Origin of the sequence: Priestia sp. YIM B13490, assembly GCF_042787735.1 — a bacterium.
GTDB classification, from domain to species: domain Bacteria; phylum Bacillota; class Bacilli; order Bacillales; family Bacillaceae_H; genus Priestia; species Priestia megaterium.
In genome coordinates, this window is sequence record NZ_JBHZOT010000016.1 from 1 (window position 1) to 25,659 (window position 25,659).

Genomic DNA, 25,659 nt, shown 5'->3' on the forward strand with positions numbered 1-25,659 from the left:
ATTGATGATAGGTTTATTAAGATATCTATACCTACTGCTTGCTATAGCAGATTCCCCAGAAGCCCTTATGGGCGCACATAGATTTCAAATTGATAACCATCCATTTTATCAATATAGGGCATGCCTGATTGAGCTAGCTCTTTCATATACTTCCGTTCACGAATGACACGGTAAGCAAATTGAGAAAGCTTAAATAAAATGATGATAAGAAAAAGATAAAACACACTTTGAAACACATTATCCATTCATTGAAAGCTCCTGTTCTGTTTGTTTATTTCGGAGACGTGATGCTACAGGTTGAATGCTTTTTCCATTCTTCTTTAACTCTTCGTTCCAATCTTTCGCTCCCTTTGGAATATCTGCTCTTATTAAATCAGCATTAACGATTTGGTTCATTTTGTCAATAAATTCTTTTCCTCCTTGGTCATTATCGACAGCTAAAACCATTTCTTTAATGCTTAAGCCTTCTCTTCGAGCTTCGATATAAGATTGAGCAACTGTTTTAGGTTTTAAGCCATTCATACTAATAAGGCGTGTATTCTGCAAACTATTCTCTTGTATACTCCAATAAGAAAGAAGATCAATTGGGCTTTCAAAGAAATGAATCTTGTTTGGGCGACCCACATCAACTGAAAAGCCTGTATGTGGGTTATCGTTTGGTAAGACTTGTTTAAAAGAACCTCGTTTATTTTTTATCGAAGCTGTTCCTTGTCGATCTGCCCCAATTACCTTTCCTTTGCCTCCATGCTCACGCCATTTAAACACAACATTGTTTCGTTTATCCTGGGCGATTAAATCCTTTTGAAGTAGCCAGTGAACTAACCGAGGATCAATTTTACGCTCCTTTATCAGATAGTCTTTCACTTTGCTTTGATCCTTTACTTCTAACTCTTTTGGGTAGCGAAAAGGCTCTTTTGATGGTGAAACCGACGATTGCACATGCGACTGAGCAATCTCTTTATAATCGCCTTTGTTGATATCTAATACAGCTTGTGGGAACGACATCCCATAATACATTTGAGCGAAACTGATCGCTCCGTATCCTTTTTCATTTCGGCTATTCCAAGCGTACATGTTCCCTTTGATGAGTAAACTATCATGTTCGGTATGACGGTAATACTTGCCTTCTTTTACAAAAGTTTCGCCTTTGGCTTCCAGATACGACAACAAATCAACATCTCGCGCTTTCATAACCTCCCCCTCCTTGACGTGTTTTCGTTCTCCCATCTAAATCCCTCCCTCACTTCACCATATGAAAAAAGAGAGCTTTTCAGCCCCCCTCGTTCTTTTCCAATCTTTTGCCATTTTTAGCGTTCTATTTCATGCGTTTCTTTCCGTTTTTTTGAAGAATTTGCTCCATTGTTCCGTGCAAAAAACTTTGTAAATCCATTCTGTGATTTCTCTTCTTTTTTCTGCTTGTCGTGATCCTTTTTCTCCGTGTCTAAAGCCTTTTCAAGCTTGGTTAATTTCTCACGTTGAGAATCAGTCAAATTGAGCTCTTTTAATTCCTGTAGCACTTCTTTTTTTAATTTGTACACCTTATCAAAGGAATGCTTTTGTTCAAACTCCTTCATTTTGGCCAAACGCTGCTCTTTCTCTTGAGGTGTTTCTTGCTTAAGCTGTTTTTCGACAGGAGCTTTTTCTGCTTCAGCTTCCTTTTTCGCTTCTTTAGAAGAATCTTTTTCATCTGATATGCCTAATTGGGATAACAAGCTTTGTTTAAACAGCTGCTTATACTGTTCTTCGTCACTAGGCTGCTGCAAAGCTTCTAATACTTCTTGTTTGTAACCTTCTTGATATCGGTCCTTCTCTTGTGCTTGTTTTCGTGCTTGGAAATGATGAGAAAGCTCGTTCTCCATGCCCTTTAATTGGTCATGGGTGAACTGATTTTCCTTTAAAGCACTTGATTTCAACATGACATAATCGTTTTCTGCATTCACACGGGCTAACATGCTATCAATATCTTGAGGTTTCTCTTTGTCATGAGCCTGTAAAAACGTAATGTAGCTTGTTTTGAGCTGTGTTTCTCGATCTTTCTCTAAAACAGGATTCACATCATGACTCTTTAAAAAATCAAGTGTTGCTTCACTTTCATAGGCTTGTTTTTGTCCTCTTTCATCGGTGGAAACAAACAAAACCTGCGGCTTTTCTTCTCCTATAGCTGATTGTGTTAAGTAAACAGCACCAGAAGGAATCTCTTGCAGCTGTTCACCACTGATATTTGCCCAACCTGCCTCGATTTTTTCATTTTGTGGGTGTTTCATAAACTTCTTTAATTCTCGTTTATCGGAAATAAGCGTTTTAAATTGGTCATTTGAAAGAGACGTAATTTTTTTCATCATTCTTCCTCCATTTAGATAGTATTTGGACAATAAAAAAGAGAGCTTTTTACGCTCCCTTACCTTTCGAGTTCCTGTTCGTCTTTTTTCTTTTTGACGGTGCCTGTACGTTTTTGGAATTGCATGTGATTACCCACTTCAACACGCTCTTGAAAAGTAAGAGATTGTTCTTGAACTTGACCATTGATGATCCCCTTCTCGTTTTTAGTCATAGTTGAATCAATCTGATGCTCAAGTTTCACGACTTCTTCCTTTGTCATCCATCCATTTTTAATCGCTTGTGTTTTGGTTGAATAATACTTTTCTTCAGCCGTGACACGATCTAATATGCTATCTACATTTTGTGCCGATTCCTGTTGCTGTTTTTGTTTATAATCTTCATATCCTTCTTTCATTTTCTCTTGTACATTTTCAGAAGAAAGAGTATCTGCTTGCTGTTGCTTTTCATCGTTTTTTTCTGGTGACTGATTTTTTTCTCGTTCTTTTACCAACGTCTCTTCAATTGTTTCAATAAAACCAACGGACGTTTCATGTACTTCTTTTAGTAGCTTTGTTTTATCTTCAAAGGTCTTTCCTTTTGTCCAGTGCGATAAGTAATCCAACGAATAGGAACTGGTGTCGATTCCAAAATAAGAGGAAACCGTATAAGCTGTCATTTCTGCCTGAAACTCTTTTTCCGCAGCTGTATAGCTTAGATGTGTGTCTTTGGTGTGAAGTTTCGCATGAGCCAATTCGTGTATCAAAGTCTTTACATTTTGACGTTCAGAGTTACGAGGATTTAGCGCAACTTCTTTTGTTAAGGTGTAACTGATCCCCTTTGCAGCTCCAAGCTCCTCTTTTGGTTGAATAATAGAAATACCATTCTTTTCGGCAATGGCTTCCATCCCTTTATAAAGCGCCTTGTAGTCCTCCACGTTTCCTTCCAACCAACGATTTGGGAAAATATTAGGTAAATCACTCGCTTTTGCATTCGTTTGGGAAATCTCAAAAACATGACCGACTGAAAAATACAGTCGGCCTTGAGTGACTTCTTTTTTTCCCTTTTGAATCAGCTTCTTTTCTTGAGGAGTGGCTTTATTAATGGACTTTAATTTCCCATTTTCATCTTTAAATTTGGGAACGGTTTTATTTGGTACAAGAATTTTAATGCCTTTCTCCCCTTTATTGACAGAGAAACCTTTATCTTTCCAAAACTTAAATGAGCCAACAGCTTGAGCACCAAAGAACTGTTCTTGAATAAGAGCTGTATTTGACATGGAGTATTGATAAAACTTACCCATAAAAGATAAATAGTCTTTTAATTCTTCGGCAGAATGAAAGTGCTGCTCGACCTTTTTCTCCATCCCATTCGTTAGCTCTTCAACCTCTTTACGCTTATCTTCAACGGATTTTTTCGCATACGTTTTACTCATTGCCATCCTCCTCTTCTTGATAGGAGATCCCCTTAAGCTCTTCTAATTCTTGTTCATACCAAGGTTCTTCTAAATCCACAAAAAGCTTCTGTGTTTTGATATTCATTGGCACCAACATATTCTCTTGATGCACCACATATTGGTGAAACTCCTTCGCTTCTTCTGGACTTAAATTCACCTCTACTTCTTTGTCTTGATACTGTACAATGGCGTGATCCTCTCCCACAGCTTTAATCGAAGCTAGCACTAAATCTTTGTTAAACAACATGAATGATTCCTCCTTTAAATTTTAAATCTATATTTATATGAAACCATCATGAAGATGGTTGTTTCCCTCTTGATTCTTCTGCATCAACCTTCTTTTGACGTTGATGAGCAATACGATTTTCTACAACTTCTCGCGCAATTCGTGTACTATCCATTTCCCTCATACTCGTAGTCATAAGTCCTTTAAATCCATGATGAGCAAATAACCCATTCATATACTCAATTAAAATTTGTGTGTTTTTATCCGCACTGTTTGTGCCAAGACGAATCCTTTTTAGTTCTTCTTTTATAACATCATGTAAACTATTGCTGACGACTTCAGAAATATATTTCAATGACCATTCTTGCTCTTGAATCTTTCTATATTTCTCACAAATATCAATAATCGCTTCTGAAGCAAAACGAAGTTTATGTTCCTTCATATACTCTTGAATGTATGCCTCTGTTTCTTCATCCACTGTCACCTTATGTCTGTATTTCTCCATTTTTAATAACCCCTTTCGACTTCACGATTTTGTTCAATATCTTTTTGCAAACGCTCATAATGTTGTTGATTTTTCCAGCTTTCATATTCTGATTTAAAAGCACGTTCCATTTTCTTTAGAGAAACGTGTACAGGTAGATGGTTAGCCGAATAGGACTTTTGCTTTGCCCCAGAAGAAGAAGCTATTACTTTTTTGATATGTGTTTGTTTTCGATCATACTCCCGCATTTCACTTAAAAAAGCATTGCCCATTCTCTTATATAATTCATCTGTTTTGTTTTGCTTATAATGTTCATACCGTTTTTTATCAAACGTTCCTTCGCCGTATGCCTTCCTTAACACCTCTACCTCTTGATCCAATTTCTTATTGAACTGTTCAAACTCTTTTGTATGATACTTTTGAATATATTTTGCACTTAATGTATCAATCGAGGATCTTAAAGGTTGCAACGTGTTATAACTGTATTGCCATTGTCTCTTATCTTCTGGAAGATGATTATAGATGTGCAAAAAGAGTGGTTTAAGCTCTCGATTTCTCCATTTAAAAGAGGAATCCTGTTTCTTGCTTCCTACCATGTTTTTGCGGATTAAATCATTTATTTCTTTTTGTTCCTGCCCACGTTCAAGAATCTGACTCACCACTTTTGATTTCATGGCATCTAACGTTTTGGGTTTTCTTTTGCCCCGATCACGTGTAGGATTTGGTTCTACTGTTGCAACATGAATATGAATGTTTTCCGTGTTGTAGTGTATAGCAGCTGACCAAATAGCTGACTGATCTAGCTTTTCCCTTTTAAGCATTTCCTTCATGGACTGACGGGTAATCTCCATTAATTTTTTCTCATCCACTGTATGAGTATGAGAGTCATATAAACCATTTTCTTGGAGCCAAGGGTTATGAAATGTAATAACATCTTGCCACATGATACTGTTATTTTTTTGTGCTATTTCAAATAAACCTTTCAATTCTTTTTTCTCATCTTCATTTAACTGATCCGAGTGCTCTGTAAATAAAGAGGACGTCTTATCAGGGTTATTCATATAGTCTTGATAAAGAGAAAATAGTTTTTCATGTGCTTCTTGATCTTTCTTTGCATCGTCACGATCAACATACTCCACATACTCTTGAAATGCTTTCTTATCAGACGTAACAAATTTCGTTTTAAGCACGACTCCTGGTGTAACAGAGGACTGATTCATTTTTCATATCCCTCCAATAAAGAAGCGAAAAGCTCACCCCGTTTTGCTATGCTATAATCCTCAACTTCTTTTAAACTGTTCCTTGTAGATCGTTCAATATTTTGCTCCATATATAGCAACTCTTTTTTAATATGAAGTCGTTCCCTCTGTAAAAGATCCTCTATATTTTGAGTAACATCTTTTACGATCTTTTTTATTGAACCATCCTTTCTCTTTTGCGTTTCCTCATGCTCCTGACAGATACGAGAAATCGCATCACCTGTAAATGACAAGTGATGTTCTTTCATATAAGATTGGATATATTTTTTCACTTCAGGTGGTAACGATAATTTCATACGCTCTTTCATCATAACGGTTCGTCTCCTCCCATCAATTCATGCATGATGTCATTCATATTTTCCATTGTTGTTGAGCACTGACCCATCATTTGAAGAACTTTCTCTAGCATATTTTCAAGCTGTAATTCTCTATTGGTTTGTTCATGAAAAAAAGCCAGCGTTTCAAGCTGACCTTTTAAAAATTCCTGACGAGAAATCTTTTTTTCTTTTGCCTTTTCATCAATCTTTTTTATTGCAGTTGCACTTACATTTCGTATGATTATATCCACTATATTCGTTCCTTTCCTGTAATTTGTGGTTCTCCACTGAAACAGAGAGAAGAGCATAAGGGGTTTTTGCTATCACAGGGTGTGATAGGCTAGGCAAAGCCTAGCAAAACCGTGATATCACGAAAACCCTCAAAGTGGCGACTCTCTGGCGACTCCAAAACGGTGTCTGGCGACTCTCTGGCGACACCTTGGCGAGTCAGTGGCGACACCTCTTTTTTCACTTCATGGCTAAATCTTGTTGTTTTTCATTCAACTTTTGGAGCTTTTCTTGTAAACTTTTTTGTTCATCTTTATAAAGCTGAATGCTTTCATCACTCGACTGAATGGCATCCTTTTTCATCGCAATTTTTGATTCAGTATCGGCTTTTTCCTCATTCACTTGGTACTTCATATCACGTTGTAACTCGCTCATTTCTTGTTGCGTTTGACGTTTATGTTTGGCTTCTACTGTGATTGCTTTTTCATAGTTTTTCATTTTCTTTTTGACAAACTGCTTCTCTAAATCATTGACCAAAAGCGCATATTCTTGTTTGTTTTTTGTTCCTTTTCCTTCTTCACTTTTTGTTTTTCGTTGGTCAGAATAGAGTGTCGTAATTAACGCATGAGCATCTATTTCCTCTGTTGAATCTGTTTCTGAATCACTCGTTACGTCATCAAAGTTTACTGTTTCTTTTTCTTCATTTTCTTGATACAGATCAAAGGCAAGTGCTTCCCAATTTGGAGACAAATCGCTGATTCTTACGACATAATAGCCATCATCTTCATACAATAAATGAACAGGTAATTTGATGTTTGGGTTCGCTTTTTCTTGTGCCACAAAGCTTACTTCTTCTTCATCTGTTTGATCCATTTTGATGACCATATCCAGTGAGGCATTAGCCGGATGATACACACGATTTTCAATCGTGACGGTTCCTGTTATGTTAGAAGAAACCGCCTCATAGGTATTCGTATGATACAAAGGATCTTCTGTTTTTAAATAAAATTTCGATGTCAGTAAGGATAAAAAACCGATAAAGAAAAAGATCAACATCGCTGTATACTTCCATGACCGATTACGATTTAAATTAAATCGATAATCTTCCAATTGCTTTTTAAATGCCACTTATACCACCTCATTTCATGATTTCTGTTTTCAATTCTTCAATACTATAAACCACCCATTTATTCTCTTCTTTCCGTAGAGAAACTTTAATAATGTCATGCGTTTGATCGTCGACATTCTCATCTTTTATGACAAGATGATTCGTAAATTCAGCAATGACTTCGACCTCTTCTTGCCCTCCATCGTATTGTTGTACATAAAGCTGTACATCGTTTGGAACTGAAGTGTAACTATCTCCATATACGAATTTTTCAGAAGGATAAAATTGCTCATAAAGCTCTTTGTCCATGATGGATTTTGCAACCTTCTTTCGTTCCTCAAATCCTTCTTTTTCACGATGATAAGACACATCGATGAATTGATGAACCGTATTCAAGTAATCTCGTTTTTGTTGTTCTTGGGCAGAAGGGCGAACTTCACTTAGTTGTTTTTTTAACTCTTTATTTTCTTCTTGTAAGCTGTCATTTGTGACTTGAATTTGTTTCGAAGCTGTTGTGTTGGAGATATTGTGGTTAAGGTAGATATTGAAAATGGTCACGCCTGCCACCACAACGGCAAGCGCTCCAAATAGTAGTGCTGCTTTATTTTTCATCGCCTTTTCTCCTTTTAAAATCGTTTTACTCTTCCATTGAATCGTTCACCAAAATACGTTCCTTTTGCCATACTTGCGATGGCTACACCTGTTTTTCCTTGGCAGCCTAAGAACTGATTATTTCCAACATATATTCCGACATGGCCGTCTATTTTATAGGTATCAAAAAACACCACATCTCCAGGCTTCATGTCTTTTGGATTGATTGCTTGCCCCTGTGTTTTGAGTGTATCGGTTGTTACGCCTGACATCGGACCGACATTCATTCCTACTTGTTCGAATGCCCACCTTACGAAACTTGAACAGTCAAAACGTCCTGCATTAATATCAGATTGAGAGCGCCCACCCCCAAATACATAGCGTGTTTTGCCAATTAACGTTTTTCCGGCATCAATCACTTTTACACCCGATTTACCACCACTTCCACCACTCGCAGGAGCAGCCGGTTTTCCGTCAGCTGTGATTGTTCCAGTGTAATATTTCAACACAGCATCTTTGTAGGCTATATCGCCGTAGCACGCCTGATAGGGAACAGCCTCTGGTCGAAGGCAGTGATAGTTTCCCGTATGCTTGACTTTTTGGTATTGAATTTGTGAAAACTTTATGGCTAATTCCTTGGTATAATGACCTCCATTTTTGTTCACGAAGATAATAAACCCTGGCCCAAAATTATAACTTTGTAGACATAGCTCTAGATCATAATGGGCTTTTTCTAATACGTCTTTAAAATGTTTTACTCCTTGGTCAATAGAGGCTTCGGGATTCTGAATACATCCAACGCTTCCACATTTAGACTCAGAGGATTGCATGGGATCGTTTCCTCTTCCTCCACTTTCTTGCATCATTAATGCCATCATAATTGGCACATAGGAAGCATCTAACCCATGTTTTTGTGCGTACTTTTCAAGTAACGGTTGATACCTCATAACCTCTGGTGACACATTAGCCGTTCCTACGCCAATGCCTCCTCCTTCAATCTCTGTCACGTCACTTTGTTGACTATCTTTTTCAAATTCACCTGTAATGGCTACAATCGTACTCATGACTAAGAGGCCCGATAATCCTAACAGGATCAACGCGCCTCCAATCAAATATTTTTTTGGAATGAGCTGTAAAACGATATGCAAGGCTTACGCACCTCCACCGTACAGCACTTTTTCTTCCTCATCGATTTCAATATGAAAGAGAATGTTTTTTACGGACTTAATACAAAGCAACACATCCCCAATTGGCAGCTTCGGAATCTCAGCTAGTTCACTATCCGTAATCCCTGTTTTAAACACTCGTTGAATGGTATCTAAGTTGTTATCATCTTGCTGCATGATGAATTTATATTGTGTTAAGTCAAAAAGCTTTTTAATTTTTTCAATCGCTGTTTGTTCCGAACCATCTGGCACAAAGTCACTAATTAAATGACTTGCATAGATCAATCCAGCAAAGTATTTACGTGCTTCTCGACTAAACTCTGTTAGGAAATCTAAGGCATGTTCATTGCCCTTTTTCGTGTTCACGATGTGATGAGCCTCATCGATCACGATTAAGTAGCGAATAGCATCTTCAAAGGCCAATGTCCCTTCTGTATAGGCATCTAGTTGAGGTTCACCATTTTGCAACATGCCATCCCATAATAAACTCATGACGTTGAAAAGCTGTGCTTGTGCAATTTCATCTTTTAATTTCGATAAATGGCGGATTGAGAAGAATACGACTTGTTCGTCATTAAAATCTTCAATGGTTGAAATGCCATCAAACAAATGAGCGTACGTTTCAACCAAGTTTTCAATGTTAAGCTCAATAACTTCAAGACGACGTTTCCGATACTCTCCTAGGTTCGAATGGTGTTCTCGTGTTTTCTCATCTGCATATAACTCTTGGCGAATAAGCTGTAAAAACTCACTAAAGGTTGGGTAAGCTTCTGGTGAAAGCCCTGTGATGTAGTTAATTGCGCCTTTTTCATCGTTCCATAACTGCTTTTGGATATAGAGTTTACGAAGTAGCTTTTCGTACTCTTTTAACTCATCGTCTTTTGCTTCTGGTGCGATAAAGCGATAGAAAACAGTTAATTTGGATAGATGCTGTGTAAAGCTATTAAGCTCATGTTCATGTGTTTTAAATACCTGTAAGGGATTAATTTGCCCTTCTGATCCATCTAGCGCAATCTGTTTACCTCCTAACTCTCTGACGAGACTTTCAAACTCTCCAACGATATCAAAGCCTCGAATCTTATAGCCTTTAATCGCATTATCTGTCGTGACTTTCTTTAAAAAAGTAGATTTACCTGCGCCCATTAAACCCATCAACACCGCATTATAACTTTTTCGTTGTTGGTCTTTGTGAAACAAATCAAAGATGACGCTGCCACCTGTACGAGTGGTTCCTTGATACGTGCCGTATGGATCATCTAAGTGAGTAAAATGAAAAGGAAACCCTCCGGCTAGTGCTAATGCGGGGATTTCCTTTCCTTTTCGCTTATTGGGATATTTCTTTTGCATGTCAAAATGTGTGATTAACGATTCCCACTCATACTCTTGTTCATTTAAGAAAATGGATCCTCTGAAGTTATGCGTTTCAAGATGGTGAATGACTTCTTTTAATCGTTTTTCTAAGTCAGGAATCGTTTTTTCCGCAATATAAATGCGAAGGTGTATCCGTTTGATCACTTCACCATTTGTGACTTGACGGTATAGCTCTTTCATATCTAAATACTGTTCTTGGGCATCCATACGATCAATGTTTTCTTTGGCATTTACATGCCGTGCATTTTGCTCTGACATATTTTTATTGATCGCTTCTACGACTTGTTTTCGCTCATCGCTTACTACATCTAAGGTTGTAATGGCATTTGGCATATTCATGATCGGTTCCAGCCAAAAATCATTCACGTTCGTTGGGTACTCATAAATATGAATACAAGTTGAATATCCATCTCCGTTTCGAACAAGGTTTTCTTTAAAGCTCACGCCTCCTTGTGGTTGAATCTGTGCCACAAAATAGGGATTGTATCCTTTTTTCTGCTTGATTTCTTGAGGTGTTTTCTCTTTTTTACGAAAAGGTAAAGTTATCATGGTTTTATCATCCTTTCTTATTGTTTATTACCAAGCTTGGCGTTTTGATTGTAGAGTTTGTAAAGAAGGTTAATTTGTTTTTCATCCGAAACAGGTAACAGAGGGATAGCCAGTTGAATATCTCGCATAAATTGGTCTTTTCGCTCTTTTACAGCGAGTTCAGTCGGTCCATATAGGAAAAGAAAGTATTCTCGATTGGTTCGCCCCCATTCTAAATATTGAAGCTCTTTTAACTTTTTTCGTAAGAATCGAAGTGATAACGCATTGTTGGCCTCTCGAATCTTCTTTTCAAGATACTGTTGTTGCTTTTGGGTTGAAACGGGCAAGTTTAATGAGATGATTTTAAACGGATCTTTGTCGCCCTGGTATGTTTTAGCCAGTGTATAAATATTGCGTCCTGCCTCTTGGTCATGCATGGCATTGATATCTGTACTTTGAAGCTGCCAGATTCCAAAAAAACCTCCCTCATCTTTTAGCTGAAATAATCCACTATCTGTTTGATCGATAATGGGAATAATATCAGCCACACTTTTTTTCACCTCCGGTAATTTCTCTTTCTTTTTTTCCTTTTCAGCCTTTGGAAGTTGTAACAGAGAAAAAGGATTCTTTTTCTTTGTACGAGCGATCTGTTTATCCAGTTCCTTTTCATCAAAGAGAAGGGAGTTACTTGTCTTTTTTTCTTTTAAAATAGGTTTCTCTTTTTCTAGGATTCTTTCATCGAATAATGCCATCTATTACCCTCCTTTATTCTTGATCCCGATCTATCGCACAATACGTGCTCTTCTTTCGTACCAATGTAAGCAATAACGCCTCATACATCCGTTTTTTAGGGTTCGTACTTGGTCTAACGATCATCAATAGCCCAAATATGCCCATGAAGATATAAAAGGGAATTTGAAGTGTAGGATGAATAAAAAAACGTAACATCATCGTGACCATAAGTAAGCCAATAATGAACAACAAATCGAAGAGATAGAGTGATTTATTAATCTTTAATTCCGTCGAGATTTCTTTCGGAATGTTATAGTTTGCCATGATTCTTCTCCTCCCTATAAAGAAGAGAAGTAACGCTTGTTACTTCTCTTCTGGTTTATTTCGCTTCTTTGATCCAAGGTTTCGTAAATCTCGTCCTGTATTTCGTCCAATTTGATAAGAACGTTTTGTTTTATGAATCGTCTGTGAGTTATCAATACGTTCTCTTACCTTTCCTACTCTCTCTTTGACATTATCTCGTACCACTTCTGCAATATTAAGTGTTTCTGTTCGATGTTGATGTGGCATTGGAATGTCTTCTGTTGAAACAGGAACTGTGTCTTTTTCAATTGGTTGTTTTACTTGACGAGGTTCCTGTGTAGCTGCCACTTGTGCTTGTGCTTGATCCATCCCTGTCGGCATGGAACTAGAAGGTTCTCTTGTTGGTGTAGGATAACTTACACTTTCTACAGAAGATCCGCCTTCACTTGTACTTCCACCGTAACCGGAAGTTTGAATTTCTTCATGAACAGGTGTACTCACATTTCCTATAGAAGATCCGCCTTCACTTGTACTTCCACCGTAACCGGAAGTTTGGATTTCTTCATGAACAGGTGTACTCACATTTCCTACAGAAGATCCGCCTTCACTTGTACTTCCACCGTAACCGGAAGTTTGAATTTCTTCATGAACAGGCGTACTCACACTTCCTACAGAGGAGCTGCCTCCATTTGTACTTCCACTATGACCAGAAGCTTGCATTTCACCATGTAGAGGAGTACTTGCCTTTCCTACAGAAGAGCTGCCTCCNCTACAGAGGAGCTGCCTCCATTTGTACTTCCACTATGACCAGAAGCTTGCATTTCACCATGTAGAGGAGTACTTGCCTTTCCTACAGAAGAGCTGCCTCCGTTTGTACTTCCACTATGACCAGAAGCCTGCATTTCATCATGTAGAGGAGTACTTGCCTTTCCTACAGAAGAGCTGCCTCCATTTGTACTTCCACCATAACCGGAAGTTTGAATTTCTTCATGAACAGGTGTACTCACACTTCCTACAGAGGAGCTGCCTCCATTTGTACTTCCACTATGACCAGAAGCTTGCATTTCACCATGTAGAGGAGTACTTGCCTTTCCTACAGAAGAGCTGCCTCCATTTGTACTTCCATTATGACCAGAAGCCTGCATTTCATCATGTAGAGAAGCACTTGCCTTCCCTACAGAGGAGCTGCCTCCATTTGTACTTCCATTATGACCGGAAACCTGCATTTCACCATGTAGAGGAGTACTTGCCTTTCCTACAGAAGAGCTGCCTCCATTTGTACTTCCACTATGACCAGAAGCCTGCATTTCATCATGTAGAAAAGCACTTCCACCTTCTACAGAAGATCCAGTACCTTCACTTGTGCTTTCACTATGACCAGAAGCTTGCATTTCATCATGAAGTGAAGCACTTCCACCTTCTACAGGAGATCCAATACCTTCATTTGCACTTTCGCCATAACCAGAGGCTTGCATTTCATCATGAAGTGAAGCACTTCCACCTTCTACAGAGGAAGTTGATCCCTGACTATCAGTAGAAACACCTGCTGCTTGCATCTCATCCTGTAAAGAGCTGCCTTGAGCTGCCCCTTTTCCTTCCGAAGAATTTCCTTCAGTATTTTTACCTCCTTCTTGTTTTTCAGTAGAAGATAATCCCTGTTGTTGAGCCTTTTGCTCATTTCCTGCGTTTTGACCTTTAGAGGCAGCGTTTCCTTTCTCACCTGCCATTCCTGCCTTTTTCATTTCTTCATGCAGAGCTGGTTGTTTTTCTTTATTTCCTTGTGTAGCTAACCCTTTACCAAAACCTCCAACTCCTGCTGCTGTCTGAAGAGCGCCACTACCAAGTCCTTTTCCTACATTACCAACACCTTTTGCAAGATTGGCTCCTCCTTTTAAGGTTCTGCCCATCATGCCAATACTACTTTCAATGCCTTTTGCCATCGCAAAACCTCCTGCAATAGCGCCCCAACCACTTTTGAGTCCGGCATCGATGCCAAAGAGACGTTCACACATTACAGGCCCATCAACAACGGCAATACTAAAAGCGATCAATGCGATAAGATACGGAATACCTTCTAATTTATCGCTAATAAACACTGTTCCCATTAGATAAACCTTCATGGATATAAAGATCATAATCGTGACGAGAAATGTATTTAGGATGTTTTTCAGAACGGCTTTTAACTTCTGCCCATCTGCTACATCCGCAGGCGCAACTAGTTGGGCTAAAATTGCATTAAATCCTAGCTCGTAACATAGTTTTGCTAACTTAATAGAGGTAAATAACAAGGTCATTCCTATAACAAAAAGAGAAATGGCAATTGTCCAGAAGTTCCATGACCATCGATAATAAAGTTCTGGAAAGAAATCGAACCATCCATTATCTAATTTCACAACCCCGTCTTTTCCATCTGGTGTTACAGCTGCTTTGTGTGTGAGTATATCTGTTCCTTCATCTGAGATAGTATCTTTCTCATTTACTTTAAAGTCACCATCAATCTTTTCAGTAATATCAATCATCAAAATATTCTTTTGAGGTACTTTATTCGGTTCTTTTAATTCTGGACTCTTCCACTTTGTAAGATCAAATTGCGCTACATCCGTTATATTACTTTTAATAATCTTTTCACTTACGGTTCTTTTTTCGTTTAAATCAACAGCTTCAATGGCTTGATCGGTGAACTTATCAGCCTTTAACATGCTTGTATTCAGAAGAAGAAGAACAGCCATCGAAATAAAAATGTTAATCATAATCTGTTCACGATTGACCTTCTTCTGAATAATCAACATGTAACCAATATACAAAAAGGAAAAAGCCAGTAATACATATAAAAAGGGTTGAATCTTAGTAATAAAGTCTTGAATATCAGGTGAATTAAAAAATGTCTTAATTCCTAAAATACTATCTGTAATTCCTTCTAATCCATCCACTAGAAAAGAAAGAAGTTGAATACATGCCCAACCTAATTTCCGCAACAAATAGGTGAGGATATTTCCAACATCTAAGTAATCTGAAAACTCATGGAGTTTTTTAAGAATTTCTTCATCCTTCATCTGCTCATCTCCTTACGAAGGTATTACATGCCTTGAAACAAGATATCAATTGTCATCTCTAATCGTTCATCCAGAGGAGAAACACGAATTTGTACAGGTGCTTCTCCTTCCTGCCCTTTTTCCAATTGCACAGTGCCATCTATCAAGCCAATTAACACCTGTTGCCCTTCCTTTACAATCGGTGCATAGTCCTCTAAAATACGTTCTAATTCCTTTGAAATACGAGTCATTCTTTCTCCCCCTTTTGATATTAGGCTTCTTGTTTTTCCATTTGGTCTTGTAATTGAGTAAGAGTAGAATCAATTTTTTTACGAACAAGTTCATAGCCTTTAGGATCAATTCCATTCATGAAAGCTAGTTGCTCAAACTCTTCATCAAAATCTCCCATAGCCAGTTGTTCAACATCTTCTGTTGTTTTCTTCATTACGTGAGGTAAAGAGGTTCTAATAAATTCAAAAACACTTGGATCATTGCAAAAGAACTCTTTGACTGTTCTAGTTTTCCAGTTTTCAAGGGTTATAGCAGTAAAAAGCTCATTTGGTGACTCCTTAACTTTTTCTTCTGTTTTTATCACTTCCTCAACTTTTTTTATTAACTCCTCAACTGGAGGAGTTGCAAATGGTGAAAGAAAGTTATCAATAACCAAGGATCTTGGATTGACTTTTTCATGTAAAGACGAAATATCAATATCTAGAATCGAACGATCTGTGTTAAAGTCATCTCCAAGGTATTCCCAACGGTATTTCAACGCTGTTTTTCCAGTGTTATAGATGGGATGTGCTTTAATCCTCTGACGTGCTTTATCTTGACGTTTAACCACCCGAACGACGACGCTCTCTCCTTCCTGTAATTCCATTAATTCATTTGGTGTTAATAATGGCTTTCCATCGACTCCCTCTGTTTTACTTTTATCTGTTGATAATCCTTTTCCACTTCGAGAGGTGGAATTGATTGTACCGTCTCCTAATTTTTGTGAGATGGTTCTAGCTGTTTCATAGTTATTGCTTAAAATATAAATCGTATTCCCGCAGTTCCCTTCAATCGTTTCGGCATCATCTCCATATTTATTTTTTAGCTGTGCATAGGCCTGTATGACTAAGTTGAAGCGTATGTTTCTCCCTAAACAAACGGTGATAATGTTCGCCATATCTTGAATCGCTGGCATATTTCCAAATTCATCCAAAATTAGAACTACTTCTCGATGACACTTGTTTCCTCTTGCCAACGAAGCGTTCTTAGAAAGCACATAATATAACTGCCGAACAAAGATAGAGGCTATTACATGATTACTTGAATCGTAGTCTGGTGTGACCATAAATATCGCAATCGGTTTTGTAAAATACGTCACTTCCTTTACATGAATGGTTGGATGCTGCTTCTCGACTGTAAACGTCGTAGCTCCTGTTTCTTTCGTGATTTTATTAATCGATATCACTGTTTCAAGCCTCGATGAAGTAACGATTTTATCACTCAACTTTTCACCAAGAATAATTTCATCATTACTTTTTAACTCACTTGTAAAATTGACTTCAAATAACCCTTTGGCATCCGTTTTAATTGTTTCTTTTTGACCATCTGGAAAGGTCATTTCTAAGCGAGTAAGAGGTGCTGCGGTTCCTTTGATGGTTTTGCCAAAGCCCACACGTTTTAAATCGACGCTGTTTTTAGAGGTCATCTTCGCGATTTCATCAAACGTAAAAATGGATAATCCATTCATTGTTTGAGTAAAGATCCCCCCTCTTGTCGTTCCTTTTGAGAAATTCGATGTCGCATACTGCATTTTGGCTACACTTTCTGTTGGAAGACCATCAAAGTACATGTCTAATGCATTTTGGGTATCTCCTTGATTATTAATGACAACCTCTTTTGAGCCTAGCTCTGACAACATATTTGCCACTGTGTACATGGTAATCTTCTCTTCTGTTTGTTCTTTAATGCATTTATCCGTTACTGCAAGAATCATGGCGTTACATAAGCTCATGGCACATTGTTGCCAGAACGGATCTTTCGCATTTGGATTGTAATAAAGCGTATAAGATAATGTGTTACATAACGCTTGAGCTGTTGAATAATCCCCATCTTTATACGTTTCTTTTATCATTTCCAACAGGTTATAACTCATCGATTCTAATGGATTAAGTAAGTTTAGAACTTCAACATGATAGCCTCTTTCCTCTAACGTTTTTTTAGAAGCTGCAAGCAATTCGCCCTTAGGGTCATTACAGACTAAGGAAGGTTGTTTTTCAGCTCGTGAGTAGATATCAATCGTTGGAAAAACAAAGGTTTCTCCTTTCCCTGATCGTGTAATCCCAATGATCAAATTATTAACGGGTGTATCATCAATCAGCATGTAGCTTTTCTTCGTAAAGAATCGATGTGTGTGGAGAAGCTTCTGTATTCCCTTTAAAGCTTTGTACTCTTTCCACGTTTGAATCAGGTCATAGGTTTGAATACGTGAAACAGGTACACCACCTCCACCTTGATACGTTGTCGTTTTTTCAGGTACTTTTCGATATTGCTTTTTCAGTTCACGTCTTGTGGTAAATCGTCCCGATCCTTTTTGATTGCGGTTTAAATCTTTAAAGTTAGATCGAATATTATAAGCAAATTTTGCCGTTAATAAGGCAGCCACTAGACACATGGCCCCATATAAAGGCGAGTACTGTTGAAGATGAATCTCTGTCAAAAAAGATGTGTCCAAATGAAAAGGCTGCGGTTCAAATACATCACTAAACGTTGTTTGAATAAGGCTTCGCATCATGTTAAAAAGAAAGTTCAAGATGAGAAGAATAGACGCAAAAAAACAAGCACTTAAAGGAATAAGTACTTGTTTTTCAGCGACCACATATTTGATGGATTTATTAGGTTGCATTTCTCATTCCCTCCTGGTCAATCTGTTCAGAGGTAGGAATCACATAATAGGCACTAGATGAAAGGGAAAAGAACGTTTGATCTCTTGCCTCATACTGATGTTGAAGATAACGAAAAGCCGTGTCAATGTCCCATTGTACCTCTTTCATGTCCTCTTCTGTCACCATATAGGCTTCATTAAAAACTAAGTCGTCTTTTTCTTGTTGAGTGAGCTTGGAGATATCTAGAGGTGGCATAGTTGGTTTCGTGCATAATCGAAACTTGAACGCATATTTCAGAAAGTCATCTGTGATGGATATTGAATCAGCATTTTTAAAAATAATGACGATCTGATTCTCTAAAAGAATGACATTATGGACACTATTTGCAATACGTTGGGCATGAAGCTCAGTTGTGTGAAACGTGCCTAATTCGATTTCTAAAAATAAATCTTCTTCATAATACTCAACACCTACCACAAAGGTTTGCTTCTGGTTTTTTACTTTTGTTTGTGTATACATCCTGTTCATCCTTTCTTATAGATTTTTTAGTAGTTCTTCTTGTTTCTTCTGCTGATCCGTTAAAGATTTAATTTTGTTTTCATCTTTTTTATCTTTCTTGTTTTCCTCCTCTAATTGTTTTTTTGTTGCTTCTATCCCCTTTTTTGTTCTTTCATAGGTTTCTATTTTCTGATTCAAATCTTGATTCTGGACATGAGCTGCTGCTGCTTTGGCCTCCTTTACTTTATCAAGCTTCAAATAACCATAAGCCTTCATTTCATACCGTTTATCTGTCATTTCTACTCCTGATTGGCGCATCATATCTTCCCACCGCTGTTCGTGATAGGCAAGATCAAACGCACCATTTGAAGAAGGAAACGTTTGTTGAAACTCTTTTAGCGCATTGATATCTCCCTTCTTTGAAATCATGCTTTCCACTACTTCTGGATGGTTTCCCTGAAGCTGAATAGCTTTTTCATACTTTTTTTGATCGATGAGAAGGCTCATGTAGACGTTTTTTTGTTTTTTCGTGAGACTTTGTTCATCGATAGAAGAAAGTCGCTTTAAAGCCCCTTCTGAGTCCCCTAAAATCGCCTTTTCATATGTCCCTGTTATTTTTTGTTCCAGTTTGACCTGTTTTTGCAAATCTTGAATCGTTTCAGCTCGATCTTGAGAAGTAGCTACAGTTGAAAAACATGTAGCCGAAAGGATAAGAAGGGATAAAATCCCTCCTCCATAGATCAACCTTCGATTACGAGTAGAAAGAATAGGTGTTTCATTCATTTGCATATAATTTTCTGTTGTTTCCTCTAAGGAAGAAGGCGGATCATCTACTACTTTCAGATGGTCCGGTACTTCCTTGTCGAGCTGTTCAAGAAAACTTCTCTTTCGAGCCTCCTGTATATCATCCATTTTTAAAAGGGCTAACTTTTGTTTAATATGATCGACTACATGAAGGGCACGCCCCGATCCAAGGGATAGCATTCCACTGTACACCTCATTATCTTCTTCATCTAGGATAAAAAAATCAGCATTTGCCTTCTTGTTAATACGTTGATAATGAGTTTCTAATGTAAATGTTATTTCACATGCATCTTCAATTGATAACTTTTGAAATGTTTTCAACTCTTTCGTCTCACTTTTCATAAACATGACAGACAGCATGTTTCTCCATTCCTTTCTTCTAAAAATGAGCATAGAAAAAAGCTATACAATAGACTGTATAGCTTTCTTAGCTCCCGAATCGGATATTTGTATTTACACCTTCAGCTAATGCATAAGCACCCATCACGACCACTAAACCAACAGCGCCCCCAACAAACCATGCGATACATTTATGACGACCTCGTTCTCCACCTAATATTAAGTGATAACCACCTACACAAAAGGCAAGAGCTGCCGCAACCATTGCAATACGCTGCATCCATTTAATAATGGACTTTCCACTTTCAATGAGGCCCGACATGCCATCTGCCGCCCCAAGGGTTAAATGCGAAGTTAACTGCGTCACATCAACGCTATTCAATAAATCTAACATGTGTTTCACTCCTCTTTTTCGTTAATTTTGCGTTACAGGAATACTTGTTGGTCTTACTGAAACTTGTTCATTTACTTTTGGATCGCTTTTCTCCTCCTCCTCTTCCTCTTGTCCTGTAAAGGCACTTAATGCTTGAAGAATTAAATCTTGATTTTCTTCAATAAACTGTTGGTGCTGTTGATGTAGCCAATCATTGTATTTGCTTCCATTCACTTTAAGCAACTTTTCTACCAGGTCTCTGGATTTCTTTAAGTCTTTTTGGGAAATCGTCAAGATACCACCACCTTTCAAAGCGAATCTTTTATTTTTCGAAATATACTTCTTTCGATGTTTCAATAAAATGAGAAAGTTCTGTTTCTAACTGAGATGGATCATAATCATCTAGTTTAATTTGCTGTTTTACTTCTCCACTCTTATAAACTGCTAGACTATCGGGACTTTGATCGATACCATAATAAGTACGACTTTTCGTACGATCATACTGTGGATCACGACTGTAAATTTCTTTTCCATTTACCTCGTTTTCCTCCAAAGCCTTTTTGACCGTGTTCATATATACACTGCGATCATCTTCATCAAAGGAATACATCACAAATCCTGTGCCATCTTCTTTCATAAACTTTTTCATTTGAAGAGGATGTAATTCTTCTAGTTCACCATTTCCTTTCACTTCACTTGAATTTTGGGAAGAGACAAACGCTGTGCCTATTCCTAGAGCCACAACGATTCCTGCAACCGCAGAAATTAACCATTTTTTGTTTTTCATAACCATTCTCCTTTGTTCTTAATATTCAGACATAACAAGCGATTCTGAAACCTACCGAGAGTAATATTTTACCATAAGTTTAGCGATCATCTCTGTCTTTTCAAGGTTATGAAAGGAAATATATACCCGTTTCTGGCTGGAAGGGCAAACCCTATATTGGCATGCATAGTTTTCACTAAGCCCAATAATGCACAACGTTTTCGGCATGTACGAAGAACCTCGTATATCTACTGTTTGGAGTCTTGTCGCTTCTTCGGAGTGACCCTCACGACGAAACCCTTCACAGATCATGGATATACCGTCACTGTTTTGTTGCTAGATCACCGATGAGTTTTAGGACGCACTCATCGAACCTTTTCGTTATCGTATACCTTAACCCCCTTGTGATCCGTTTAGGGGAGGCACGCAATATAAAATTATCAAGGTACCACTTCTCGTGCTCTCGGCACGTTTCAAAATCGCTTGTATGCTGCATCTAAGAACTAGCTAGCAGGTTCTTTGTAAAACTTCCTTCAATTCCTCATCTTTCTTTCTTCGCTTGGCGACGATGGTATGAGCCTGATCCATCACTGAACGTACTTCATAATAAATATCAGCTACACGTTTGATATCGCCCGTTCCTTTTTCTACAGCTACCCCTCCTTTTAACGTATACAACTTTCCATCAAAGGTTTTGGCACTTTTCGCCCGTGCGTCTGATATATCATAGAATGCTAGTCGCTTTTCTGCTTCCATGTTCATCGCCCCTCGTTAAGTATTCTAAAACTTAGTTGATATCCTTCTGACCTGGTAAGAAAATATCTTCTAATCTAAGATCCAATGCCTCTGCGATCTTCTTCATATTTTCAAACGTTGGATATTGACGAGTCCCATTTTCGATTTGAGAAATAGTGGGTTGCGGGACCCCTGATAACTGAGCTAAATAGGTTTGGCTCCATTTCTTTTCTAACCTCTTTTCTCGTATGGTCTTTATTTCCAGCACCTCCTTGATTACATAATAGTCGATTCTGAATAATTTGTAAATACATTTACGAATAATTTTTTTAAATAAATTTAGTCTCTTTTTTTAAAGAGTTTATTTTTGGGGATTTTTTTTGATAAGATAAACTTAAATAAACTCTTTTCTGTAAGGATGAAAAATAATGGATATAAAACAATACATGGGATCAAAAATTAAAGAATATCGAAAAGCAATGAAATTAACTACTCAAGAGTTGGGAGATTTATCAGACACATCACAAAGTACAATAAGTCAAATAGAGAGAGGTAATAGATCTATACATGTTGAATCTTTAACAAAAATCTGCAATGCTCTTGGTGTCACGCTTAACGATGTTTTGCCTATAAATGCTTCCCAAGAAAAACCAGATGCCTCTTACAGCCCTGAAATAAGCCAACTTACAAATTTAATTAGTTCTTTGTCTTCTGACGAAGTTAGGTTGCTTACAGATATACTTTTAAAAGTTAATCGATTACCACAGTCCGACAGAGAATCTTTAAAATCTTTACTTAACTCGTTAATGAATAATAAGCTATAAATATATGTTATAAGATTTTATTCGTATAGAGGAGGGGAAACTTTTTTCCCCTCCCCAAATGTCTAAAAATGTGCTACAATTAAAAATTGGTTTAATTTCTAAATCTAAATTCATCAAAAAAAGGGATCTTAGTACAATACTAAGATCCCTTTTATGCATTTAGTTTCCGTCTCCATGACCGAGAGTGTTTTTTTATCGTATCTATAGTTTTATATAGGCGTTCAGCAATGTCCTTTTTTCTATAACCCTTTTTTTCAAGGTTATATACCTCCCTTTCAGAAGATGTAAGACTACGCAATTTCTTTTCTTCTCTCATTTTCCCCAATAGAGCTCCAACAGCATCCGAGTGTATTTGATTCCTACCCTCAACTGCTTCATGTATAGCTGAAATAATATCATAAATGCTACTCTTATTTATATAATTAATTGCCCCTGATTCAAAAGAGTCAAGAATAACCTCTTCCTCACTAATTGATGTAAGGGCGATAGTTTTGATATCCTGCTTACTTAATATTTCAATAATCTCAATTCCATCAAGATTAGCTGCTGTTAAATTAATATCCATAAGAACTATATCAATCTGACTTTCATTTTCTACAACTTCTAGAACTTTTTCTTTAGAATCAACAATTGATATTACCTCAATATCATCTGCTTCTTTTTCGATATATGTGGATATATTTTTTTGCCAAAAAGGATCATCTTCTACTAGAACCACTTTTATATTTTCATTTCCCATGTAGATTTACCTCCCATTTGGTTATGAGCTAAGCTTGTAGAAAGCACTCTGGCTTTAGGAAGTTTAATAATCATTGAAGTCCCTTTTCCTAGTTCACTATGTACAGAAAGTTCGCCATCATGTGCCCTAATCGTGTTATAACAAAAGCTAAGTCCTAGACCATGATTTTTAATGTTTTTCTTTGTAGAAAAATAGGGTTCCATAATACGATTTAGTTCTTCCTTAGAGATCCCAGCTCCATTGTCAGTAATTTCAATACTAATTCCACCATTTTTCATTTTAAACATTTGAATATGAATTAAGCCTTTTGCAACAGTAATTGCTTCCATAGCATTGTTTAAAATATTGTTAATTACTTCTTTTAAGAGAATTCCGTCACCGTAAAAGACCGTATCAATTTTAAATTCAGTAGTTATTTCGATACCTTTTGCACTAAAAATATCCCTTGCTCTATGCACACACTCATTAAGTAAACTTACCATTTCTACATTTGATTCTTTCAACACAATTTCTTCTGTCTTTGCTCTAATGCGATCTACCATGTTATCAATTCCTTCAATTGCAGAAAAAACTGAATCAATGGACCTTTCCGCCTCGTCTAGATCCCTTTTCTTAATTGAGTTTTGAGCAATATTAAAGAAGAATTTTATTTTACTTACTTCATTCTTAATGGTGTGATTTAATATTGCATTTCCTCCACTCATAATTCGAATGGACTTATCTAAAACTTGTTGTTGTTCGACCTTCACCTTAATTCCAAAAGCGCCATGTAGAAAGATATACGTAACGAATAAGATATAAGCTGTGAAAAAAAACATAGGAATAAAATGAAAAAGTTGATGTTTCTGATTAATAGCTCCAAAAACAGTATTAAAGAGAAGAACACCTAGCCAAGCAGGAACCAAAACAACAAAGACACGAAATTTATTTTGTTTTCTATACAGATTTATTTCATGACGCCACGTGTAAAACATAATATAACTTGCAACCAAAAGATATGGAGCAGACCATGCTAACAAAGCGCGAAAATTAATTACAATGTCTGGATTATTTGAGGCGAAATCTGTATAAAACACCATAACAACTATTGGTATTGCAAGGATGTATGACAATTTCCTTTTAGTTTCAACCTTAACAATTTCGGAGTATACAATAGCATACATAAGAGCTGCATAAGGAGACACAACTTGACCTATAAAGTGAAAATATATACGTAACTCAAGGAGAAACTTAGAAAGAAATAGAGCGTCTATTTGTTCAAGTTGTGGTATAACATCATTCACCAATGCTCTTGATAATGCTCCTATAGCAGAAGTCATACAGAATGTAATCATCCAGCGATTCGCTTCATTTTCCTTGGGTTGACTAACAAATAAGACAATGGAAAACAGTAAATTAAAAAAGAATATAAATAACATATCTCAAAGTCTCGAAACGATAGTTAAAATATCACTAGGTTCTTCTGCGATAAAATCTGGCTCTCCTTTTTTCAGAAGTTCAACCGAGTCGTATCCCCAACCTGCCCCTATAGAACAAACTTGATTCTTTTTAGAGGCTTTGATATCCCTTACTTCATCGCCTATATAGATAATTTCATTTTTATTTAACCCATTACTTTTAAGAAAAGAAGAAATGTCTTTTGATTTAGAAAAAGGATTAAAAGAATAGTACTTATAGTCAAAAACATCAATTGAATTTTTTGTTAGGAATTGAGTCGTTGCATCCTTAGAATTACTTGTTAAAAAGCCCAAACGATATCCTCTTTGCTTTAATTCATGTATTAATTCATGTATTCCAGGCACAGAATTTAAAGCAGGGATATGCTTTTGATACCTTTGTTTTATTTTCAATCCAACAACGGGCATTTTATAAATTGGAACATTGAGGACTTTACATCTATCACGTATGGATAATGTACTTAAGTACGGAATTTCTTCCTCAGCCATTTTTTTGTAACCATCTGTCTCAGCAATTCTATTATAAATATCAAGTGCTAGAAGTTTTGTGTTTACAATTGTCCCATTGAAATTAAAAAGTATAACTTTATTCATATAATTCTCCTCAAGTTCTTTATATTTTTACAGAACACTCGTTTGGTATATTTTATCAAACTACTATTCGATTTCAAATAGAACAGAGTGCCTTTTATTTACATTTGTTCACAGCTTATTTAGGGCTACATTAGCCCTAAATATTTTCTTTTTGTTTACATAATAATGTATTTTATTCTTTTTATACCTTTATTTACCACTACATAAGCTTCTTAAGACTTATTTTTTCATATATTTCTCTTAGAAAATCCACATAAATATTCCAATTATTAATAACAAACCAATAATGGGAGCCACTATGCCTATTACACCTAATACTATATATCCGAACAAATACAAACCACAAAAAATACAAAAGACTGCTGCAACAATAATTAATACTGCTCCTATAAGCTGTAATAAAAAACCTTTGATCATAAACAAAACAGTAAAAACTAAACCAACTATAAGGAAAGATATAAGAATTGGAACTACATTATTTTTCAACACTCTCATATAGCTTACTCCTCTCTCTGGTATCTATAATTATCCTGATTTGTA

Annotated in this window: 30 protein-coding genes and 1 pseudogene; 1 reads left to right on the forward strand and 30 read right to left on the reverse strand. The window is 36.9% G+C overall.

From position 1 onward, the window contains the following. Window positions 1-65: 65 nt before the first annotated feature. From ACFX4R_RS25955 to ACFX4R_RS26080, 26 genes and pseudogenes are all read right to left on the reverse strand, one after another. On the reverse strand, window positions 66-245 hold the full coding sequence (locus tag ACFX4R_RS25955) for a hypothetical protein (RefSeq protein WP_377571016.1): 180 nt from the start codon (window positions 243-245) through the stop codon (window positions 66-68). Next, window positions 238-1,227, reverse strand: coding sequence for a toprim domain-containing protein (locus tag ACFX4R_RS25960; protein ID WP_377571018.1), 990 nt, complete (start codon window positions 1,225-1,227; stop codon window positions 238-240). Before ACFX4R_RS25960 ends, ACFX4R_RS25955 begins: the two co-directional genes overlap by 8 nt. A gap of 80 nt (window positions 1,228-1,307) precedes the next feature. Continuing rightward, entirely contained in the window at window positions 1,308-2,339 is a 1,032-nt protein-coding gene (locus ACFX4R_RS25965; RefSeq protein ID WP_377571021.1) for a guided entry of tail-anchored proteins factor 1, read from the reverse strand. A 410-nt stretch (window positions 2,340-2,749) separates the two neighbouring features. Next, window positions 2,750-3,751: pseudogene (locus ACFX4R_RS25970) on the reverse strand (ArdC-like ssDNA-binding domain-containing protein); the annotation flags it as partial. Further along, complete coding sequence (locus ACFX4R_RS25975) at window positions 3,744-4,019, reverse strand: hypothetical protein (RefSeq protein ID WP_377571022.1); 276 nt, start codon at window positions 4,017-4,019, stop codon at window positions 3,744-3,746. The pseudogene ACFX4R_RS25970 and the gene ACFX4R_RS25975, both read right to left, overlap by 8 nt. Window positions 4,020-4,065: 46 nt before the next feature. Continuing rightward, window positions 4,066-4,503, reverse strand: coding sequence for a C2 domain-containing protein (locus tag ACFX4R_RS25980; RefSeq protein ID WP_377571025.1), 438 nt, complete (start codon window positions 4,501-4,503; stop codon window positions 4,066-4,068). Between the two features lie 2 nt (window positions 4,504-4,505). After that, window positions 4,506-5,702, reverse strand: a complete 1,197-nt coding sequence (gene mobP2 / locus ACFX4R_RS25985) for a MobP2 family relaxase (protein ID WP_377571028.1) — start codon at window positions 5,700-5,702, stop codon at window positions 4,506-4,508. Continuing rightward, the gene (locus ACFX4R_RS25990) at window positions 5,699-6,052 is read right to left on the reverse strand and encodes a hypothetical protein (RefSeq protein WP_310331362.1); all 354 of its coding nucleotides are present in this window, start codon (window positions 6,050-6,052) and stop codon (window positions 5,699-5,701) included. The genes mobP2 and ACFX4R_RS25990 overlap by 4 nt, the downstream gene beginning before the upstream one ends. Beyond that, complete coding sequence (locus ACFX4R_RS25995) at window positions 6,049-6,309, reverse strand: hypothetical protein (protein ID WP_061859916.1); 261 nt, start codon at window positions 6,307-6,309, stop codon at window positions 6,049-6,051. Before ACFX4R_RS25995 ends, ACFX4R_RS25990 begins: the two co-directional genes overlap by 4 nt. A gap of 217 nt (window positions 6,310-6,526) precedes the next feature. Beyond that, window positions 6,527-7,414 carry a hypothetical protein gene (locus ACFX4R_RS26000; protein ID WP_377571031.1) on the reverse strand — a complete coding sequence of 296 codons (888 nt, stop codon included), beginning with the start codon at window positions 7,412-7,414 and terminating at the stop codon, window positions 6,527-6,529. A gap of 10 nt (window positions 7,415-7,424) precedes the next feature. Then, window positions 7,425-8,006 carry a MerR family transcriptional regulator gene (locus ACFX4R_RS26005; protein WP_205664405.1) on the reverse strand — a complete coding sequence of 194 codons (582 nt, stop codon included), beginning with the start codon at window positions 8,004-8,006 and terminating at the stop codon, window positions 7,425-7,427. A 14-nt stretch (window positions 8,007-8,020) separates the two neighbouring features. Continuing rightward, window positions 8,021-9,133 (reverse strand): bifunctional lytic transglycosylase/C40 family peptidase, encoded by a 1,113-nt coding sequence (locus tag ACFX4R_RS26010; RefSeq protein ID WP_377571036.1) that lies wholly within the window; start codon window positions 9,131-9,133, stop codon window positions 8,021-8,023. 3 nt (window positions 9,134-9,136) lie between these two features. After that, window positions 9,137-11,071 (reverse strand): VirB4 family type IV secretion system protein, encoded by a 1,935-nt coding sequence (locus ACFX4R_RS26015; RefSeq protein WP_224980693.1) that lies wholly within the window; start codon window positions 11,069-11,071, stop codon window positions 9,137-9,139. Window positions 11,072-11,088: 17 nt separating this feature from the next. Next, window positions 11,089-11,802 carry a hypothetical protein gene (locus ACFX4R_RS26020; protein ID WP_098786859.1) on the reverse strand — a complete coding sequence of 238 codons (714 nt, stop codon included), beginning with the start codon at window positions 11,800-11,802 and terminating at the stop codon, window positions 11,089-11,091. Window positions 11,803-11,815: 13 nt separating this feature from the next. Next, entirely contained in the window at window positions 11,816-12,106 is a 291-nt protein-coding gene (locus ACFX4R_RS26025; protein WP_097813629.1) for a DUF5592 family protein, read from the reverse strand. Between the two features lie 39 nt (window positions 12,107-12,145). Beyond that, complete coding sequence (locus ACFX4R_RS26030) at window positions 12,146-12,805, reverse strand: hypothetical protein (protein ID WP_377571041.1); 660 nt, start codon at window positions 12,803-12,805, stop codon at window positions 12,146-12,148. 29 nt (window positions 12,806-12,834) lie between these two features. Further along, window positions 12,835-15,138 (reverse strand): pLS20_p028 family conjugation system transmembrane protein, encoded by a 2,304-nt coding sequence (locus ACFX4R_RS26035; RefSeq protein WP_377571044.1) that lies wholly within the window; start codon window positions 15,136-15,138, stop codon window positions 12,835-12,837. A 23-nt stretch (window positions 15,139-15,161) separates the two neighbouring features. Further along, a complete protein-coding gene (locus ACFX4R_RS26040) occupies window positions 15,162-15,368 on the reverse strand; it encodes a hypothetical protein (protein ID WP_377571047.1) in 207 nt (68 codons plus the stop codon). Between the two features lie 20 nt (window positions 15,369-15,388). Beyond that, window positions 15,389-18,010, reverse strand: a complete 2,622-nt coding sequence (locus ACFX4R_RS26045) for a VirD4-like conjugal transfer protein, CD1115 family (RefSeq protein ID WP_377571050.1) — start codon at window positions 18,008-18,010, stop codon at window positions 15,389-15,391. Further along, window positions 18,000-18,509, reverse strand: a complete 510-nt coding sequence (locus ACFX4R_RS26050; RefSeq protein ID WP_377571053.1) for a hypothetical protein — start codon at window positions 18,507-18,509, stop codon at window positions 18,000-18,002. The genes ACFX4R_RS26045 and ACFX4R_RS26050 overlap by 11 nt, the downstream gene beginning before the upstream one ends. A 15-nt stretch (window positions 18,510-18,524) precedes the next feature. Then, window positions 18,525-19,652, reverse strand: coding sequence for a hypothetical protein (locus tag ACFX4R_RS26055; RefSeq protein ID WP_377571056.1), 1,128 nt, complete (start codon window positions 19,650-19,652; stop codon window positions 18,525-18,527). A gap of 67 nt (window positions 19,653-19,719) precedes the next feature. Next, window positions 19,720-20,025: a hypothetical protein gene (locus ACFX4R_RS26060; RefSeq protein ID WP_057275462.1), complete on the reverse strand. Its 306-nt coding sequence runs from the start codon at window positions 20,023-20,025 to the stop codon at window positions 19,720-19,722. A 21-nt stretch (window positions 20,026-20,046) separates the two neighbouring features. Beyond that, the gene (locus ACFX4R_RS26065; protein WP_377571060.1) at window positions 20,047-20,298 is read right to left on the reverse strand and encodes a hypothetical protein; all 252 of its coding nucleotides are present in this window, start codon (window positions 20,296-20,298) and stop codon (window positions 20,047-20,049) included. A 28-nt stretch (window positions 20,299-20,326) separates the two neighbouring features. Then, window positions 20,327-20,791: a hypothetical protein gene (locus ACFX4R_RS26070; RefSeq protein WP_309150309.1), complete on the reverse strand. Its 465-nt coding sequence runs from the start codon at window positions 20,789-20,791 to the stop codon at window positions 20,327-20,329. A 486-nt stretch (window positions 20,792-21,277) separates the two neighbouring features. Beyond that, on the reverse strand, window positions 21,278-21,526 hold the full coding sequence (locus ACFX4R_RS26075; RefSeq protein WP_377571063.1) for a hypothetical protein: 249 nt from the start codon (window positions 21,524-21,526) through the stop codon (window positions 21,278-21,280). Window positions 21,527-21,557: 31 nt separating this feature from the next. Next, window positions 21,558-21,773 (reverse strand): helix-turn-helix transcriptional regulator, encoded by a 216-nt coding sequence (locus ACFX4R_RS26080; protein ID WP_333473966.1) that lies wholly within the window; start codon window positions 21,771-21,773, stop codon window positions 21,558-21,560. Between the two features lie 160 nt (window positions 21,774-21,933). Between ACFX4R_RS26080 and ACFX4R_RS26085 the strand changes: the two genes are divergently transcribed. Further along, window positions 21,934-22,329, forward strand: coding sequence for a helix-turn-helix domain-containing protein (locus ACFX4R_RS26085; RefSeq protein WP_377571067.1), 396 nt, complete (start codon window positions 21,934-21,936; stop codon window positions 22,327-22,329). Between the two features lie 151 nt (window positions 22,330-22,480). Here the strand turns inward: ACFX4R_RS26085 and ACFX4R_RS26090 are convergent, their stop codons facing one another. The 4 genes from ACFX4R_RS26090 to ACFX4R_RS26105 all read right to left on the reverse strand — a co-directional run bounded on the left by ACFX4R_RS26090 (window position 22,481) and on the right by ACFX4R_RS26105 (window position 25,614). Continuing rightward, complete coding sequence (locus ACFX4R_RS26090) at window positions 22,481-23,068, reverse strand: response regulator (protein ID WP_377571070.1); 588 nt, start codon at window positions 23,066-23,068, stop codon at window positions 22,481-22,483. Beyond that, complete coding sequence (locus tag ACFX4R_RS26095) at window positions 23,050-24,486, reverse strand: ATP-binding protein (protein WP_377571072.1); 1,437 nt, start codon at window positions 24,484-24,486, stop codon at window positions 23,050-23,052. Before ACFX4R_RS26095 ends, ACFX4R_RS26090 begins: the two co-directional genes overlap by 19 nt. 3 nt (window positions 24,487-24,489) lie before the next feature. Further along, window positions 24,490-25,119, reverse strand: a complete 630-nt coding sequence (locus ACFX4R_RS26100; protein ID WP_377571075.1) for an HAD-IA family hydrolase — start codon at window positions 25,117-25,119, stop codon at window positions 24,490-24,492. Between the two features lie 240 nt (window positions 25,120-25,359). Next, entirely contained in the window at window positions 25,360-25,614 is a 255-nt protein-coding gene (locus ACFX4R_RS26105) for a hypothetical protein (RefSeq protein ID WP_377571078.1), read from the reverse strand. Window positions 25,615-25,659: the final 45 nt, after the last annotated feature.

What these genes read in the sequence shown, in the direction of transcription:
- ACFX4R_RS26075 (WP_377571063.1), bottom strand. Translation starts at nt 21,526, where the DNA reads ATGGAAGCAGAAAAGCGACTAGCATTCTATGATATATCAGACGCACGG.
- ACFX4R_RS25965 (WP_377571021.1), bottom strand. Translation starts at nt 2,339, where the DNA reads ATGAAAAAAATTACGTCTCTTTCAAATGACCAATTTAAAACGCTTATT.
- ACFX4R_RS26015 (WP_224980693.1), bottom strand. Translation starts at nt 11,071, where the DNA reads ATGATAACTTTACCTTTTCGTAAAAAAGAGAAAACACCTCAAGAAATC.
- ACFX4R_RS26090 (WP_377571070.1), bottom strand. Translation starts at nt 23,068, where the DNA reads ATGGGAAATGAAAATATAAAAGTGGTTCTAGTAGAAGATGATCCTTTT.
- ACFX4R_RS25990 (WP_310331362.1), bottom strand. Translation starts at nt 6,052, where the DNA reads ATGATGAAAGAGCGTATGAAATTATCGTTACCACCTGAAGTGAAAAAA.
- ACFX4R_RS25975 (WP_377571022.1), bottom strand. Translation starts at nt 4,019, where the DNA reads ATGTTGTTTAACAAAGATTTAGTGCTAGCTTCGATTAAAGCTGTGGGA.
- ACFX4R_RS25980 (WP_377571025.1), bottom strand. Translation starts at nt 4,503, where the DNA reads ATGGAGAAATACAGACATAAGGTGACAGTGGATGAAGAAACAGAGGCA.
- ACFX4R_RS26095 (WP_377571072.1), bottom strand. Translation starts at nt 24,486, where the DNA reads ATGTTATTTATATTCTTTTTTAATTTACTGTTTTCCATTGTCTTATTT.
- ACFX4R_RS26025 (WP_097813629.1), bottom strand. Translation starts at nt 12,106, where the DNA reads ATGGCAAACTATAACATTCCGAAAGAAATCTCGACGGAATTAAAGATT.
- ACFX4R_RS26060 (WP_057275462.1), bottom strand. Translation starts at nt 20,025, where the DNA reads ATGTTAGATTTATTGAATAGCGTTGATGTGACGCAGTTAACTTCGCAT.
- ACFX4R_RS26100 (WP_377571075.1), bottom strand. Translation starts at nt 25,119, where the DNA reads ATGAATAAAGTTATACTTTTTAATTTCAATGGGACAATTGTAAACACA.
- mobP2 (WP_377571028.1), bottom strand. Translation starts at nt 5,702, where the DNA reads ATGAATCAGTCCTCTGTTACACCAGGAGTCGTGCTTAAAACGAAATTT.
- ACFX4R_RS25955 (WP_377571016.1), bottom strand. Translation starts at nt 245, where the DNA reads ATGGATAATGTGTTTCAAAGTGTGTTTTATCTTTTTCTTATCATCATT.
- ACFX4R_RS26030 (WP_377571041.1), bottom strand. Translation starts at nt 12,805, where the DNA reads ATGCAAGCTTCTGGTCATAGTGGAAGTACAAATGGAGGCAGCTCCTCT.
- ACFX4R_RS26070 (WP_309150309.1), bottom strand. Translation starts at nt 20,791, where the DNA reads ATGAAAAACAAAAAATGGTTAATTTCTGCGGTTGCAGGAATCGTTGTG.
- ACFX4R_RS26050 (WP_377571053.1), bottom strand. Translation starts at nt 18,509, where the DNA reads ATGTATACACAAACAAAAGTAAAAAACCAGAAGCAAACCTTTGTGGTA.
- ACFX4R_RS25960 (WP_377571018.1), bottom strand. Translation starts at nt 1,227, where the DNA reads ATGGGAGAACGAAAACACGTCAAGGAGGGGGAGGTTATGAAAGCGCGA.
- ACFX4R_RS26055 (WP_377571056.1), bottom strand. Translation starts at nt 19,652, where the DNA reads ATGCTGTCTGTCATGTTTATGAAAAGTGAGACGAAAGAGTTGAAAACA.
- ACFX4R_RS26045 (WP_377571050.1), bottom strand. Translation starts at nt 18,010, where the DNA reads ATGCAACCTAATAAATCCATCAAATATGTGGTCGCTGAAAAACAAGTA.
- ACFX4R_RS26040 (WP_377571047.1), bottom strand. Translation starts at nt 15,368, where the DNA reads ATGACTCGTATTTCAAAGGAATTAGAACGTATTTTAGAGGACTATGCA.
- ACFX4R_RS26085 (WP_377571067.1), top strand. Translation starts at nt 21,934, where the DNA reads ATGGATATAAAACAATACATGGGATCAAAAATTAAAGAATATCGAAAA.
- ACFX4R_RS26020 (WP_098786859.1), bottom strand. Translation starts at nt 11,802, where the DNA reads ATGGCATTATTCGATGAAAGAATCCTAGAAAAAGAGAAACCTATTTTA.
- ACFX4R_RS26005 (WP_205664405.1), bottom strand. Translation starts at nt 8,006, where the DNA reads ATGAAAAATAAAGCAGCACTACTATTTGGAGCGCTTGCCGTTGTGGTG.
- ACFX4R_RS26105 (WP_377571078.1), bottom strand. Translation starts at nt 25,614, where the DNA reads ATGAGAGTGTTGAAAAATAATGTAGTTCCAATTCTTATATCTTTCCTT.